General features: G+C 56.2%; 13 protein-coding genes. 7 read left to right on the top strand and 6 right to left on the bottom strand.

All coding sequences use genetic code 11. The features are described from left to right. Positions 1-158 precede the first annotated feature (158 nt). The 6 genes from BM485_15255 to BM485_15230 form a co-directional block, all read right to left on the bottom strand. A complete protein-coding gene (locus BM485_15255; GenBank protein OKY74162.1) occupies positions 159-1,076 on the bottom strand; it encodes a hypothetical protein in 918 nt (305 codons plus the stop codon). Beyond that, positions 1,073-3,766 (bottom strand): type III restriction endonuclease subunit R, encoded by a 2,694-nt coding sequence (locus BM485_15250; GenBank protein ID OKY74161.1) that lies wholly within the window; start codon positions 3,764-3,766, stop codon positions 1,073-1,075. Before BM485_15250 ends, BM485_15255 begins: the two co-directional genes overlap by 4 nt. A gap of 162 nt (positions 3,767-3,928) precedes the next feature. Next, complete coding sequence (locus BM485_15245) at positions 3,929-4,507, bottom strand: hypothetical protein (protein OKY74160.1); 579 nt, start codon at positions 4,505-4,507, stop codon at positions 3,929-3,931. Then, positions 4,504-6,780: a site-specific DNA-methyltransferase gene (locus BM485_15240; protein ID OKY74159.1), complete on the bottom strand. Its 2,277-nt coding sequence runs from the start codon at positions 6,778-6,780 to the stop codon at positions 4,504-4,506. The genes BM485_15245 and BM485_15240 overlap by 4 nt, the downstream gene beginning before the upstream one ends. Positions 6,781-6,865: 85 nt before the next feature. After that, a complete protein-coding gene (locus BM485_15235) occupies positions 6,866-7,618 on the bottom strand; it encodes a hypothetical protein (GenBank protein ID OKY74158.1) in 753 nt (250 codons plus the stop codon). 1 nt (position 7,619) lies between these two features. Continuing rightward, complete coding sequence (locus BM485_15230) at positions 7,620-8,264, bottom strand: hypothetical protein (protein ID OKY74157.1); 645 nt, start codon at positions 8,262-8,264, stop codon at positions 7,620-7,622. A gap of 210 nt (positions 8,265-8,474) precedes the next feature. Here BM485_15230 and BM485_15225 point away from each other — a divergent pair, with 210 nt between their 5' ends. The 7 genes from BM485_15225 to BM485_15195 all read left to right on the top strand — a co-directional run bounded on the left by BM485_15225 (position 8,475) and on the right by BM485_15195 (position 15,272). After that, the gene (locus tag BM485_15225) at positions 8,475-9,440 is read left to right on the top strand and encodes a hypothetical protein (protein OKY74156.1); all 966 of its coding nucleotides are present in this window, start codon (positions 8,475-8,477) and stop codon (positions 9,438-9,440) included. A gap of 8 nt (positions 9,441-9,448) precedes the next feature. Continuing rightward, positions 9,449-10,219: a hypothetical protein gene (locus tag BM485_15220; GenBank protein ID OKY74194.1), complete on the top strand. Its 771-nt coding sequence runs from the start codon at positions 9,449-9,451 to the stop codon at positions 10,217-10,219. 240 nt (positions 10,220-10,459) lie between these two features. Next, on the top strand, positions 10,460-10,804 hold the full coding sequence (locus BM485_15215; protein ID OKY74155.1) for a hypothetical protein: 345 nt from the start codon (positions 10,460-10,462) through the stop codon (positions 10,802-10,804). Between the two features lie 215 nt (positions 10,805-11,019). Then, on the top strand, positions 11,020-12,237 hold the full coding sequence (locus tag BM485_15210) for a hypothetical protein (protein ID OKY74193.1): 1,218 nt from the start codon (positions 11,020-11,022) through the stop codon (positions 12,235-12,237). Next, entirely contained in the window at positions 12,237-13,391 is a 1,155-nt protein-coding gene (locus tag BM485_15205; GenBank protein OKY74154.1) for an efflux transporter periplasmic adaptor subunit, read from the top strand. The genes BM485_15210 and BM485_15205 overlap by 1 nt, the downstream gene beginning before the upstream one ends. A gap of 4 nt (positions 13,392-13,395) precedes the next feature. After that, complete coding sequence (locus BM485_15200) at positions 13,396-14,067, top strand: macrolide ABC transporter ATP-binding protein (GenBank protein OKY74192.1); 672 nt, start codon at positions 13,396-13,398, stop codon at positions 14,065-14,067. Further along, on the top strand, positions 14,067-15,272 hold the full coding sequence (locus BM485_15195; protein OKY74153.1) for a peptide ABC transporter permease: 1,206 nt from the start codon (positions 14,067-14,069) through the stop codon (positions 15,270-15,272). Before BM485_15200 ends, BM485_15195 begins: the two co-directional genes overlap by 1 nt. Positions 15,273-15,274: the final 2 nt, after the last annotated feature.

The following is a 15,274-nucleotide window of genomic DNA, read 5'->3' as shown; positions in this document are numbered from 1 at the left end:
CCCGGAGGACACAGTCAACACAAAGACAACAGCCTGTTATTAAAAATATTTCTCCGCGATCTCCGCGTGCTCCGTGGTGAAAAATCTTTTTTTTAACGCAAAGACACGAAGCGGCAAAGGCAACCTCTTGTGCCCCGACATTAAATTTTACGGCTGTCTCACAGTTCGGCGCAGATATTTTCCAGGGTTGTTGACAGACGGCAACAGACATCATGAATATGAATACTTTCCAGACTGAGGGACTCTATGATGACCTCGGTTTGCGGCGGCAGCCTGCCGCGGAAACAAAGCCCCACGGAACGTGCCGTTTCCCGCACCGCGTCTTCGGCAAACTGCGGGCAACGATGTGATTTCAGGACTATTTCCGCCTCATCCGGACGTTTCAGCAGATCCTGGGTCAGATGCAGGGCCTGCTCCAGACAGGGAAGCAGGTCATTATGGGAAGGCACCTGACTCAGCCCGCGCAGGGAAAGCCATGTCTGGGAGCGCTGTGAATGGGTCGGCATGGGACAATCGCCCCGGTCGGCAAAAACCTCGAGGTTGTAGACCTGGGTGCAGGGACAGGCGGTAATATGGCACACGCCGATGCCGTTGGTCAAAAGAACACGCAGGCCATCATCGCCCTTCTCCACCCGTGCCTCCACCCTGCAGGCCAATGAATCAACGGAAACCTGCCGACTGATCTTGGAACGTTGCAGCAAGGGGCGTTTGCCGGTGACGGCAACCTGGGCAATGGTGCCCCGTTGTCGTTCGACGACCATTTCCGCCAGGGCCCGGGCATAATCGCACAGCCTGGTAAATTTGCGGCCATGCAGCTCGGCAATTGCCTGCTCCAGCCGCGACATATGGATTCCCCGGACATGGGACGGCAGATCAACCGTGATGCGCGCCGCAAAGGGAAGCCGCCCCTCGGGCAGGCTCACCCATACCGTCTTGCCGGAGATTCCCACTTCGTCCAGAGGCAGGGCAAAGGAGGGCGACTGCTCCGGCACGTCGGTGCCGGAGGCGATTACCTGCTGATGGGTTGCCCTGGAAATCAAAGGCGCGCCCTGGTCTTTACGAATTGACGTGGTCAAATCTGATCCTCATTTTTGTATTCCAGGAACCCATCAAGCAACTGCCGGAATGTTTTCGGCTGATACTTCCGGAAGCCCTCTTCATCCGCATAGACAAAGTCGTAGCCGGCACCAGGCCGCGCCCGGTTGATATCCTCGCACCACTGCGCAAGCCGCAGCATTTTTTGCGGGACATCCAGGTCTTCCCTCCCTTTGGTTTCGACGATGACGATGCGCTTTTCTGCCAGCTTGACGATGAAATCCGGGTAGTAATTGGCAATATCGCCTGCGGCGTTGACATAATCGAGCTTGAAATGCACGGCAAGATAATTCTTACCGTAGGACACTACATCGGGGCAATTTTCCAGAAACGCGGCAAATTCCAGCTCAAAGCGGCTGTCGCCTATGACCTTGTTGAATACCGATTTTTTCGGAATCAGATACCCCTGGTCTTTGACCACAAAGGGCCGGGTCTGCCGCAGCTTGATGGTATCCCGTATTTGCGCATCGCCCTTGTCCAGAACCGTGAGGTCGTTGATCGCCCGTTTGCAGGTTTCAATCACCGTTTTGGTGGCCGCAAGCTCCGAGAGATTCCGCAAGGTATTGCCGCTTTCCAGATCCACGGCCCGGCCGAACAACCGCCCTTGCACAAAGGTCTTGATTATGCCGTACAGAACGTCGTAGCCGCTGAACAGGCGCAGTTCCTTCATGACGGTTTGGGCGAAATAACCGATCACACTGCGATAGTCAGCCACCCCGGCGCTGTCCAGCATCGTGGTATGGGTGATCTCGCCCGTTGTGATGTCCTTGAAGACAATCTCCCGCTGCTCCTCAGTGCTGAATTCCTGGTACGATACCAGCTGCACAATTAACTTGTCAGTGGTGAGGTCAGCCAGGTTTTTGTACTCCCGGTAAACCCGCGGCGTGAGAATTGGGATTTCGATGTCCAGGGCTTCGATATCCTTGTTCACGTTCTCCCGGTCAACTTCCACCACCAGCGGGGTCTTGGGCTGGGTGCCCTCGCCCATGGCCTTGCGTTCCAGTTCCACGCCTTCCGCTTTAATGGACTCGACAAAATCCATGAAGGCATCAGTGCCGATGACGCTGACATACTCCTCCAGTCCATCGGGGTACATTTTGCGCAGGCCGCGCCCCAATGTCTGTTCGGGCAGGATGTTGCTCTTGGCCGAGTAGGCGCGCAGGCCGACAATAGTGGTGACGTTTTTCACGTCCCAGCCTTCTTTCAGCATCAACACCGAGACAATAGCCTTGCAGGGGCTCTCCGGACCGTCGATTTCATTGGCCTGTTTGCGCAGCTTCTCCAGCTCCTCCCTGGCCTTGCCGGATGCCGCCTCGGAAATCTCGCCGTTGTTTTTGGTGTGGATGGTCAGCACAGCGCCTTTCAGTTCCGGGTAGCGGCCCTCCAGATAGTCGGCCACGTCATCGCAGTTGCGGGTGTCGTCGGTCATGACAAACAGGATGGCCTTCTTGCCCATTTTTTCGTGTTCGGCGTATGCCTTGCGCCACTCGATCACCCCCAGGTCGAGGTAGTCGGCATATTTTTCGGTGTACCGGGCGCTTTGCCGTTCGGACAGCTTGGCCCGGCTGGACGCATCGGGCAGCACCGGGTGCTTGACCACGTTTTGCGAAATGGCTTCCACCAGCGGGTAATCGGCCACCGTCTGCACAAAGATCGCCCCATTGTTATGCCTGGGCGTGGCGGTCACATCCACCTGCAAGGCCAGGGCGCCACCTTTCTGCAACAGCCGGTTGTGGATGTCCTCGATGGACTTGAACCAGGCAAGCCGGGCATCGTGAATGTGGTGGGCCTCGTCGTTAACGACCATCAGCTCGTCGATGTCGCGCACGATCATCCCCAGATCCACTCTGGAATCCGTGGTCGCGCCCGTGGGCCGCCTGCCCAGAAAGTAATCCATGGTGTTTTCGTCATCAGGCGAGGGAGGAATGTCATCGCCGGCATAGACACGGTGGATATTGGTGAGAAAAATATTGCCCGTGGGCCGGGTGACGCGCACCTCGTCCTGTTTGTGCAGGGTCAGTTGAAAATCATCCCGCCAGTTGCGGCCGTCAAAACCGTTATCCGGCAGCACCGGGTCGGCAAAGAAGATGCGCAGCCCCTGGAAATCGTGATAGATACGGTCCAGCACGATGATGTTGGGCGCGATCACCAGAAAGTTGCGCGACAAAACGGAATCCGGCTCATACAGCCGGTGGAAAAAGCTCCAGGCGATGACCAGACTCATCACCTTGGTCTTGCCGGTGCCGGTGGCCATCTTGATGACGAACCGCCGCCAACTTTCATCGAACATGCCGGCCGACACCACGCCGGAGCCGTCAAAGCGCATCAGGTCGAACTTGTCCCGCACGCCCGCCACGTCATACAGATAGATGATGGTTTCCAGTGCCTCGCGCTGGGCGAAGTAATACTGGAACTGGGTCATCGTACCGTCGGCCTTCTCCAGCAGGTGCGGGGCGGTAAACCACCAGGTGAGCAGGCTGCGGCTCGTATCCGTGGCGCCTGCATAGCCGCCGTCGCGGAACTCCTTGACCTTCCGGCGCAGCCGGGCCACCAGCGGCGGCATCAGCTTGTCCTGGGTCGTCTCACGCAGGGCCTCGTCGGCCGGGAACCAGCGCAGAGCCGGATCAAGAATGGCATGGGGGGAAGCGGGGAAATCAGGATGAAGGGCCATGAGTATCAGCTTCTTTTCGTATGAATCCGATCCAGCTCAACTCGCACCGGCTTGCCGTTCTGAAAAAACACCGCATACTGCCCCAGCCGCCGTTTTCTTTCCAGCGCCTCGGCAACGGCGCGTTTAAGGGCCTCTCTTACCTGTTGTGATTGACGTTGAATTTCAGTCATCATTGTCTCCTTTTTGTAAAGCAGCAAACAGCGGCTCATTTTCCACCGAAAGGCCGGCATGGTCCTGCACGAAAATGACCTCGGGCTGAAGCTCCGAATTATCCAGACAGATGGTCGAGCTGCATAGCGGCGCGTAATGGTTCAGAAGATTGGCGATACTGCGCGGGTATCGCCGGACAATGGACTCGCGCGTAATATCGTGGCCGCCGTGGGCGACCCTTTCCGCCACCCGCTCAATGGACATCTCGACACTGGGCAACCACAGATAGTAGAGATCAACCCGCCACCCATCATCCAGGAGCTTTCGGATCAGCCGCAGATAGGTTTTGCCGGAAAGCGTTGTTTCAAAGGCAAAATCTTCCCGTCTTCGGATATGATGTTCAATCTCACGCAGAAACAAACGACTGGCCGCAATCAGTTCCCTGTCTGGTGCCAGTGGCGAAAGTCCCGCCGCGATCAAGTCCGCATTGACGAAATTGCGGCAATGAATTTCCGGCAGCCAGGAGAGCGCAAACGTCGTTTTGCCCGCGCCATTCGGGCCGGCGATAATGGTGCAGACAGGGGGGCTCACACCCGCACCTCGATAATCGTCATGGTGTCGTTGCCGAAAATGTCCACCACCTTGACCGCTATCTTGCGGCGGCCGGGCAGGCATTCCTGGGCCACGCTGGTCAGTTCGAGCGACCGGTCCTTTCTGGTGCGGAAGGACTGCCACTCGTTTTCAAAGATGTAGTCGCCCGTCCACTGTTCCTCCCACTCGTTGCTTTCGGGATTCCGCACCCGGATGATCTCACGCTTGCTCTCGAAGTTGAAATCCACGGCCCAGTAGTCGATCCAGTCGGTCCAGTGGTGGGTCAGCGTCTCGCGGGTGAGGATGCCCTTGGCGTCCCTGCTCACCTTGACGATGCGGCCCTTATCCACCACAACCCTGCTGCCCTTGTTTTTCAAGCTCTCTTCGGCGTGCTGGATGGAATCCTGGGAGTAAAAGACGGAAAAGTCGGTCAGTTGCACGGACACGGCAGGGGGCTTGCCTTTTTTGCCTTCCGTGGCCAGGGGTTTGACCTCGATGGCCGCCACGTCGTGGAACACCACCTGATTCTTTTCCACCGCCCGCTTGTCAAAGACCTCGGCCGGGATGTACTTGGGCGCGATGTCGATGCCCTTGGCCCTGGCCTCCTCCAGCACATTGGGAAACAACCCCATCTCGAACTCAAAGCCCAGGATATCCACCTTGGTGATGTGTTTCTTGCGGCATTCCAGGATGATCTCTTCGACAAAGAGCCGGGTCACCGGCAGGTTGACCGGCCCCACGGCCACCAGCCGCCCGGCCCGCTTGCCGTGGAAGCCGGCGAAGTTTTCCACTTTTTCCGCCCGGTAGGCCTTGAGGATCAGCTCGACAAAGGCGGCCTCCTTTTCGGCCAGCTGTTTGTGACGCTGTTCTTCCCGCAGGTCGGGACTAACGCCGATGTAGTGCTGCCGCTCGTACTTGCCCAGGTTCAAGATTTCAAAGGCCCGGTAATTTTTTCTGGCGGCCTTGAGGCCGCGCTGCACGCCGATCAACCGTTTTCTGGTGGTGTGGATGGCGAATTTGCCAAGATCGGTGGCGATCCATTTGCGGCCCAGTTTTTCCGCCACCGCCGCCGTGGTGCCGGAACCGCAGAAGAAGTCGGCGACCAGATCGCCTTCGTTGGAAGAGGCCTTGATGATGCGTTCGATGAGGGCTTCTGGTTTTTGGGTGGGGTAGCCGAGACGTTCCGACGAGGTGTTTCCAATGCGGCCGACGTCATCCCATAGAGTTGTAAGGGGTTTTCCTTTGGTCTCATCAAGGTATACTTTTAATCCATCGAGCCTCGGTGTACCGTCCTGTTTCGTTAAAATACGACCTTCTGCCCAAAGTTCTTCAAGTTTCTCCAAAGGGTATCCCCATGAGCGGTTTGATGGGGGCTTTGTTCCTCGCCATTCGAACTGACGATTTGGATTCGCGGAGGAAAATGTCATGTCTCGCCCAGTGTATAGCCTGCCATTTTCGTCTTTTTTATATCTTCCAAGCTGTGCATCACCATAGGCAGTTCGTTGTTCATTGAAAATGAAGGAATCCGATTTGGAAGCGAAAAAAATAGTTTCTTGAGAACGAACATACCCTTGGGTCTGCATGTTGTGGGCATTCGTTCTTATCCAAACAATTTCATTTTGAAATTGTTCACGTCCAAAAACTTCTTCGAGAGCAAGCCGAATGTACGCGTTCACCCGCCAATCACAATGCACATAAATACTGCCATCCTCGGCCAGCAGGTCCCGCATCAGGATCAGCCGTTCGTAGATCATGCTGATGAAGGAATCCGCCCCCTTGCCCCAGGTGTCGCGGTAGGCGATCTCTTCCAGGATATTGGGCTTCTTGGTGAAGGTATCGCCGCCGATCTCGATGTCCATGGAAAAATCCGCGCCCACGTCAAAGGGCGGATCGATGTAGATCAGCTTGAGGCCGCCCTGTTTGTCGATCTCGTCGCGCAGCGGCCCGTTTTTCAGGCTGGCGAGGATCAGCTTGTTGTCGCCCCAGATGAGCTTGTTGGTCCAGCCCTTGAGCTGGCGGCCCCGTTCGTCCAGGCCGAACAGGTTCAACTGGATGGCCTTGTCCGCCGTCTTCTCGGCCCGGGGTTCATCCACCTGCTCGATGGTCTGAAAGGGCAACACGATGTTGCAGACATCATTTGACTTGCCGTTCCAGACCAGCTCCACCTCGCGTTTATCGGCAAAAAGCAGAAAACGGTATCTGTCCGGCAGCGGCTTGTCCGCCTCAATAAAGCGGATGATTTCCTGTTGTTCCTGTTCGGTCAGTCGCGGCATAAACGTCTCTTTTCATATTCCGGCAGAATTGATGGTCTCGTAAAAAAAAATAGTATTTCACTGTTTCCCCACTGCAACACCGCATCTATTTCACCAAATTTCCCGGCGGGAAACAGCGGGCTGCGTCGGCAATCCTGCCGTCCTGCACGCATTCAATATAGTCCTGGGCCCGGGGAATCATGTCGTCCAGATACAGGCCGATCTCCTTTTCCGTTGCCGTGGCCAAGGTCTGGCTGAACAGACACTTCCGTTCCCCGCCCCCGGTGGAAGGCAGGCCGAAATCCTCCAGCAGATGACGGGTGGTCATCTGCTCGGCAAAATCATCGTACACCGGATACCGGGCGGCAACGCCGAAGCGCGCCGAGAATTTGGCGATTTTTTCCATGAAAACCGGCGTCTGTTCGGGATAATGACTTTGTTTTTTCGTATACCCGGCCACCACGGTGGGAATGAGATGCTCGTTGCAATAAAGCACCGCCCTGATGTGCATGGCAAGCTTGCAGGCAACGCATACCAAATTTTTCCCGCCGTAGCGGGGCATGAATTCCTCATAGCGGTCAAGCCACAATCCCTGAAAAAGCCGGCCCATATCAAGTTCAACCAGGTAGCTGTCTGGGATCTCCATGGAGTCGGGCACGCGCCGGGCGAGAAGAGCGCGGGCTACTTCATACCGGTTGCGGGTGAAGTCCGGGAAACGCCCCATGCCGTTCAGCATGTTCAGCAGATGAAGACGCCGGGGCCTGGGCATATCCGGATGATGGCCGGCGGTTGCCAGGGCGTAGAGGGCCAGGGAATCGGTGCCGCCGGAGAAAAGAATCGCAAGTTCCTGTTTATGCATGTTATTCCTCATATTTTACCCGATAGTGGGTGAAAAGCTCCCCATTCTTTTCCTGTCTGCAGGAAAGAAGCTCCAGGGCAAGAAAGGGGCAGCCAAGCGAGCCGACTCCTTCCACCAGGGAAGGGGCGCCTTCTCCGCCGAACAACTGCGGGGTTATGGTCACCAGAATTTCATCCACCACCCGTTCCCGAAGCGCCCTGTAATTCAGTATTGCTCCACCCTCCACAAGAATCGACCCGGCACCCCGCTTTTCAAGCTCACGGATGGCCGCGGCAATCGACAAAAATCCATCAAGGAGCGGCAGCGCAATCAGCTCAGCCCTGCCTCGCAACCGTTCGCCAAGACCCGCATGAACGCCATCACCGCAGAAAACAAGGGGCTTTGGTCCTTGGGCGAATATTTTCTTCCCCGCGACCGGGATATCGCCGCTCATGGTGATCAGGGCGCGCAGGCGATGCCGACCGCAAACGCTTCCTCGCATTTCCGGGTCGCCATGCCGCAGGGTATTGCCGCCCATGAGGCTGGCATCCGTTTTATCCCGCACGGCTTCAAGAAAACGGCGGTCAACGGCACTTCCCAGCGGTGCCGGACTGATCCGACCGCACAGGGTCATGGCGGCAATCATGATAACTTTTTTCTCGCGCATTTCCTCATTAAAACACAAGAGCCGTCGCTTGTTAAAAAATTTCTTTCGTCATTGACCTTTTTCAGGATATAAGCTTATGGCAACAAGCAACGCCGCGGCCGCGAAAGAGCATGGCCGCGGCAAGGTCCGGAGCGGCAAAGGGGCCGCAGTGAAACAGGGAGAAGGAAAGCGGCTCTTTCGTAACGGCTCCCAAAAAACCAGAGGAAGCCGATGCACATTTCCCGTATCACCCTGCGTCATATTGATTTTGCCGACGACACCTACGCACTTCTGCCCCCATACTGCACGGAGGAGATCCCTTCCTCCCTGGTCGACTCCATCAAACGTTACGGCATCCTCCATCCGCCCATTGTCAAGGAAAAATCAGCCGCATCCTTTGTCATCGTGGCCGGCAGAAAAAGATTGCGCATCGCCATGGAACAGTGCGCCGGGGTCACCTGCGACTGCATTAAACTGACCGAAAAAACATCGGAAGCGGAAACCCTTGGGCTTTGCCTGGAAGAAAGACTGCTGGGCAAACCCCTCAGTCCAGTGGAGCGGGCAACCTTTTTTCTCAAGGCACTGCAATGGCTGGATGAAAAGCAACTGGCCGAAAACCACCTGCCGCTCATGCAGCTTTCCCCCTCGGTTTACTTAATCCAGCGCGACCTGAAACTGCTTGAACTGGAAGAACCGCTGGTTATTGCCGTCCATGAACAACACCTGGAGGAAAAAGTCGCCTTTGAACTGAGCAAATTGTCTTTCAGCGACCGCATGGCCCTTTTTGAAATGATAAACAACCTGCGGCTCAGTGTCGGCAACCAGAAAAAACTGGTCGTCACCAGCCGGGAACTGTCCGCCAGGAAAAGCATCACCATCTGCGAGCTGTTGTCCGGCACAGAGGTCGCAGCCATTATCAATCATCCGGAAGCGAATGTGCCGCAAAAAACAGCCAATCTGATGAAATGGCTTTCCAGTCAACGCTTTCCCCGCTTCAGTGAAGCGGAAAAAAATTTCCACCAGTTTACCGCCGGTCTGGCTCTCCCCACTGAAGCACGGCTTGAGCACAGCCTTTCCTTTGAAAAAAACGAACTGCTGCTCACCCTGTCCTGTGCGGATCGTCCCCATTTCACCCAAATATGGGAAAGAATCAAAGACCTCTTTCCCGCAAAGCCTGCCAAGGAATCACGCCCATGAAAAACATCATGATGATACGACGCACCGTCTTTCTCCTTGTTCCCATTTTTCTTTTCTGGGCGGGCAACGCCCTGGCCGGGCCGGTGGTCCTGTTTGATCAGGCCCACGCCCAACAGTTTCTGGTCGAGAAAAAGCGGCCGCTCGATCTTTCCGCCCTGGCCGACGTTTTTATCGAACAGGGCGCGGAAATCCGCACCACCGGCATACCGCTTTCCGATCAAACCCTCCAGGATGTCGACGTCCTCATCATTTCCGGTCCTTTTGCGCCCATTTCCACCGCCGAGGTGGTGGCCATCATGAAGTTTATCTACCGGGGGGGGAAACTTGCCGTCATGACCCACATCAGCGAACCCCTCATGAACCTGATGCCGCAATTGGGCATTGCCGTGTCTTCCGCTGCGATCTCGGAACAGGAAAATGTCATCGGCGGCAATCCCCGGAATTTCGCAGTCAAGGATTTCGCGCCTCACCCTCTCACCCGCGACCTGAAAAGCTTTCAGATATACGGCGGCTGGGCGCTGCTCCACAAAAAACCGGAAATCAGCGTTATCGGCCGCACCAGCCCCAAGGCATGGATTGACCTGAACCAGAACGGCGAACTGAACGACAAAGACGCAGTGCAGTCATTCTCCCTGATTCTGGCCGGCCAGGCAGGCAAAGGCGCCTTTGTTGTTTTTGGTGATGACGCCCTCTTTCAAAACCAATTCCTCAAGGACGGCAACCTGCAACTGGCCCGAAACATGGCCATTTGGTTCTGCGGCCCGGGCCGTTCGATCTAGTCCTGCGCATTTTGCCCAATCCGCTGGTGCCACAATGTGGGTTATTTGCAAATACAATTGGCCAAATAACCCACCACTCATACCTCCCTCCCCTTCGCCATTTCTGCTCTTAACTAACTGAAACGACAAACAAAAACGGCTTAATTCACAGCGTGGTACTCCTTTTGCACTGATTCATCATCAAACCCCAATGAGCGCCGTCGCCATTCACGGAAACGGACCATTCACCAGGGAGGTCACATGATGAACGCAGCTACCATGCAGATCGCAACGGAAAGCCATGACAACCGGAGCAGAATCAAGGAACGGACCCTGGCCGTATTTGACTTCGCCATCCCCTTTCATATCATTGCAATGGACACAGACGGCCTTGTTTTCCGTTATGTCGGCAATGAGCAATGGTTCAGAAACCCGAAAAACATCGATATCGTCCATGACGGCTTTATCGTGAAAAACCTGCGGGTCAGCTCTGTTTCGGATTTCCGCATCCCGTCCGATCTGGTGCAGACCAGACATCACCGTGTGCAATTTACGGATCTTTCTCCGGAACAGATGCAACAGCTCGACCATTTCATCGTGCATTAACACCCCGGCCTTCGGCTCCAGCTTGGCTCGATTCATTATCGATTTTTCATCGCGATCATGATAAAGAAGGGAAGAGGATTTCTTTTCTCAACCTTCTTCCCCGATGGAAAAAAACAGTCGTGAAAGCAGACAACTCGAAAAGCCGGCCGAAGAAAATCCCGAACCAGGCCGATCAGCGGCTTACAACCGTCAATCTGCGCGAAATAGTCTGGGCCATGTCGGACATGCTCGACCTGGTCGGAGTGGATGATTTTTATCACGGCAAGCGGGTCGCCTACATGGCCATCGAGTGCATGCGACTGCACAGTGCGGGTACCCCATGGGACTCCCTGCTTGTCGCCACCCATGATGCATCGCTTCTGCATGACTGCGGCGTTTCTTCAACGATACTCCACAAGAAAATCGTCGCCGAACTGGACTGGGAGCAATCCCATATCCATTGCGAACGAGGCCACGCCCTGCTCGTCAAACAACCGCTGCTTGCCCACCTTGCCCCTGTTGTCCTTGCCCACCATACACATTGGCAAGATCTGACGGACACTCCGGCGACCGAGGAAGCCAGGCTTCTTGCCAACTGTATTTACATGGCGGACCGCATCGACTCCCTGGCAACGGGATATGCGCCCCACGAGCTTCTGCTGCAATGCAGGGAAATCAGAAAAATCATTGCCGGATACCGGGGACGGATGTTTGCTCCCCAGCTGGTTGACACCTTCCTTACCATCTCCGAAAATGAAAATTTCTGGCTCACCTTCTTTGCTCCCCATATCGACTCCTATTTCAAGGAGTTGCATATTCCACTGCGTGAGCAGCGGGTCGATTCAAAGACGTTGCGAGAAATTGCCGCCCTTTTTGCCGACATTGTCGACGCCAAAAGCCCGTTCACCGCCGAACATTCGCTCGGGGTCGGGTTGCTGGCCGCCTACATCGGCACCCTGTGCGGACTTGACCGGCCAACCTGTGAAAAACTGGAACTGGCGGGGTACCTGCACGATCTCGGCAAGCTGAAGGTGCCGGATGAAATCCTGGAAAAAAACGGTCCGCTGAATGTCACCGAACGGGCGATCATCATCCAGCACAGCTTTGAAACCTACCAGATATTGCGCCGCATCAGCGGTTTTGAAGCAATTGCCCGGCTGGCCGCCTTTCACCACGAAACGCTGTCAGGAGAAGGCTATCCTTTTCATATGCACGGTACCGAACTCAGTATTGAGGCACGAATTATCGCGGTGGCCGATATCTTCCAGGCCCTGGCCCAAAACCGCCCCTACCGTTCTGCCCTGCCGCCGGAGAAAATCAAGACCGTTTTGCAGAATCTTGCCAAAGCCGACAAACTTGATCCGGAACTCGTTGCGCTTGTGACAGTAAACCTGATTCCCTGCTGGCAGGTTGCGACACAAACAAACACACGACAAAATGAGTCTTACGGTTGATGAAGCATACCAAACCCATCCTCTCCCTTGTCCTTTTCGCCGTGGCTCTTGCCGCGGGAATCTTTATCTTCAACCGCCCGAAACCGCTTCCCGTCCGAGTCGCCACCGTTGATCGCGGCACCATCGAGTCAACCGTGGTCAACACCCGGGCCGGCACGGTAAAGGTCTGTCGCAGGGCCGGTCTGTCACCCGCAGTAGGCGGGCAGATCGCCGCCTGGCCGGTGTCCGAGGGCATGAAAGTCAAAAAAGGCGACCTCTTACTCGCTCTCTGGAACGATGATCTCCGGGCCCAGCTCAAACTGGCGCAAAGCGAGGCTGACGCGGCCCGATCAAACGCCGAGGCGAGTTGCCTGCAGGCCGATATCGCCAAACGCCAACTGAACCGCCATCTTTCCCTTAAAGACATCGGCGCCACCACGGAGGAACGCCTTGACAAGCTCGCAACCGACGCAGCCATTACCAATGCCCAGTGTCATGCTGCCAAAAAAAACCTGGAGGTGACCAACAATCGCATTGCCGTGGTTGCCGCCAACCTGGAACGCACCATTCTTCATGCCCCCTTTGACGGCATCATTGCCCAGCTGAACGGCGAACTGGGCGAATACGTCACCCCTTCGCCGGTTGGTGTCCAGACCCTGCCCGCGGTTGACCTGATTGACGGGAGCTGCTACTACGTCTCGGCGCCCATTGATGAAGTTGATGCGGCCTCCATCCGCACGGGCATGGAGGCGCGCATTTCACTGGACGCCTTTCGGGGCCGCACCTTTGCGGGACGCGTCAAACGTATCAGTGATTACGTGCTTGATATCGAAAAACAGGCCCGCACCGTGGAAATCGAGGTTCTTTTCGACCATGCCGAAGATATGGCCAACCTGCTGCCCGGCTACAGCGCCGACGCGGAAGTCATTCTCGATATCAAGGAAAACGTTTTGCGCATCCCCTCCGAGGCAATCATCGACCAAACCAAGGTATACGTTTTTGATCAGCAGTCGGGCACACTTCACGAACGGCGGATTACCACCGGTTTGGCGAACTGGGACTATACCGAGATTGTTTCCGGGGTAAGCGAGGGAGAACAGATCGTCCTCACCGCCGATCGCAAAGAGCTAAGGGACGGGGCAGCGGCTGAAGTGGAAGCAAACGGCAATGACTGACACCATCATCGAACTGATTGACATCAACCGCACGTTCATTGTGGGCGAAGAAAAGGTCTATGGCCTGCATGCCGTTTCACTGCAAATCCGTCAAGGTGAATACATTTCCATCATGGGCCCATCCGGCTCCGGCAAATCGACTCTTTTAAACACCATCGGTCTGCTTGATCGGCCGGACAACGGTCTCTACCGCTTCGAAAACCGCGTTGTCATCGACATTGACGATGACGAACGTGCCGGCATCAGGCGGCAGCGCATCGGTTTCGTCTTTCAACTTTTTCACCTGGTTCCCCGTCTGACCGCGGCGGAAAACGTCGAACTGCCCCTTATCATCGCCGAAATCCCTGTCGAGAAACGCAGACAACGAGTCACAACCATTCTTTCCAGCCTGGGCCTGACGGAGCGGGCCGGTCATCGCCCCGATCAGTTGTCCGGCGGACAACGGCAGCGGGTTGCCATTGCCCGGGCGATATCCATGCAGCCCGCCGTTCTGCTGGCCGACGAACCCACCGGCAATCTGGACAAGGCCGCCGGTCGTGATGTTGTCGATATCCTGGAGGGACTGAACCGGGAGGGACTTACCTTGATCATGGTCACCCATGATCCGGAACTGGGGAGCAGAGCCCGCAGGCAGATCCGCATGGAAGACGGCCGGATCATCACGGATAGCGGCTGATGCGTTTCATCGATGTTTTTTCCTATTCCGCCTCCGCCCTTTTCGCCGTGCGACTGCGCAACATGCTCATACTGCTGGCCATGTCCATCGGCGTGGCCGCGGTGATCATCCTGACCTCCCTCGGCGAAGCTGCCCGTACCTATGTGGTGTCGAATTTTTCCAGTCTCGGCACAAATCTGCTCATCGTGCTGCCCGGCCGTTCGGAAACAACCGGTGCAATGCCGCCGCTGCTCGGCGAAACGCCGCGCGATCTCACCATCGATGACGCCAAGGCCCTGCTGAACAGCCGCTTTATCAGCAATATGGCGCCCATCGTCGTCGGCAATGCCCCGGTTTCCCGGCAGCAACGGGAACGGGAAGTCGCGGTGCTCGGCACCTCAGCCTCCTTTCTTCCCATTCGTCGACTCACCATGTTTTCCGGCAGTTTTCTGCCGGAAAGTGATCCAACCAAGGGGCAATCCATCTGCGTGATCGGACGAAGCCTGGCTGAAGAATTATTCGGCAGCCAATCCGCCATCGGCAAAATTGTCAGAATCGGCGACAGCCGCTTCCGGGTCATCGGCCTGCTCAGTTCCGCCGGCATCTCCATCGGTGTCGACCTTGACGATCTGGCGGTCATTCCAGTGGCCGCCGCCCAGTCCCTTTTCAACACCGAGTCCCTTTTCCGCATCATCGTCGAGGCCCGTGACCGGAACCTCATTGCCCAGGCAAAAAATGACATCCTCACCATCATCAGACAACGTCATGACGGGGAGGATGACGTCACGGTCATTACCCAGGATGCGGTGCTGTCCACCTTTGATCGGATTTTCACCGCCCTGAACCTCACCGTCAGCGGCATTGCCGTGATCAGCCTGCTGGTGGCCGGCATCCTTATCATGAATGTCATGCTGGTTTCCGTGTCGCAGCGCAGGCAGGAAATCGGACTGCTCAAGGCACTGGGCACACCTGCACGTCAGATTCTGCTTCTTTTTCTCACCGAGGCGGCGCTGCTTTCCCTTTGCGGCGCCCTGCTCGGGACAATTTTCGGACTGTCGGCCAACGGCGCGCTGCAGCATGCTTTCCCTGACTTTGTCATCGCTCCTCCTGCCTGGGCGGTGGGCTTCGCCGTCCTGACCGCGCTTTGCACCGGCTTGTTGTTCGCCGCTCTGCCGGCAGGCAAGGCCGCTTCCCTGGAACCGGTCACGGCCCTTTCCCGGCACTGATA

The organism is Desulfobulbaceae bacterium DB1 (assembly GCA_001914235.1).
In the GTDB taxonomy this organism is placed as follows: Bacteria; Desulfobacterota; Desulfobulbia; order Desulfobulbales; family SURF-16; genus DB1.
The sequence above is the reverse complement of the archived record's forward strand: the minus strand, read 5'-3'. Positions and strand labels throughout refer to the sequence as shown.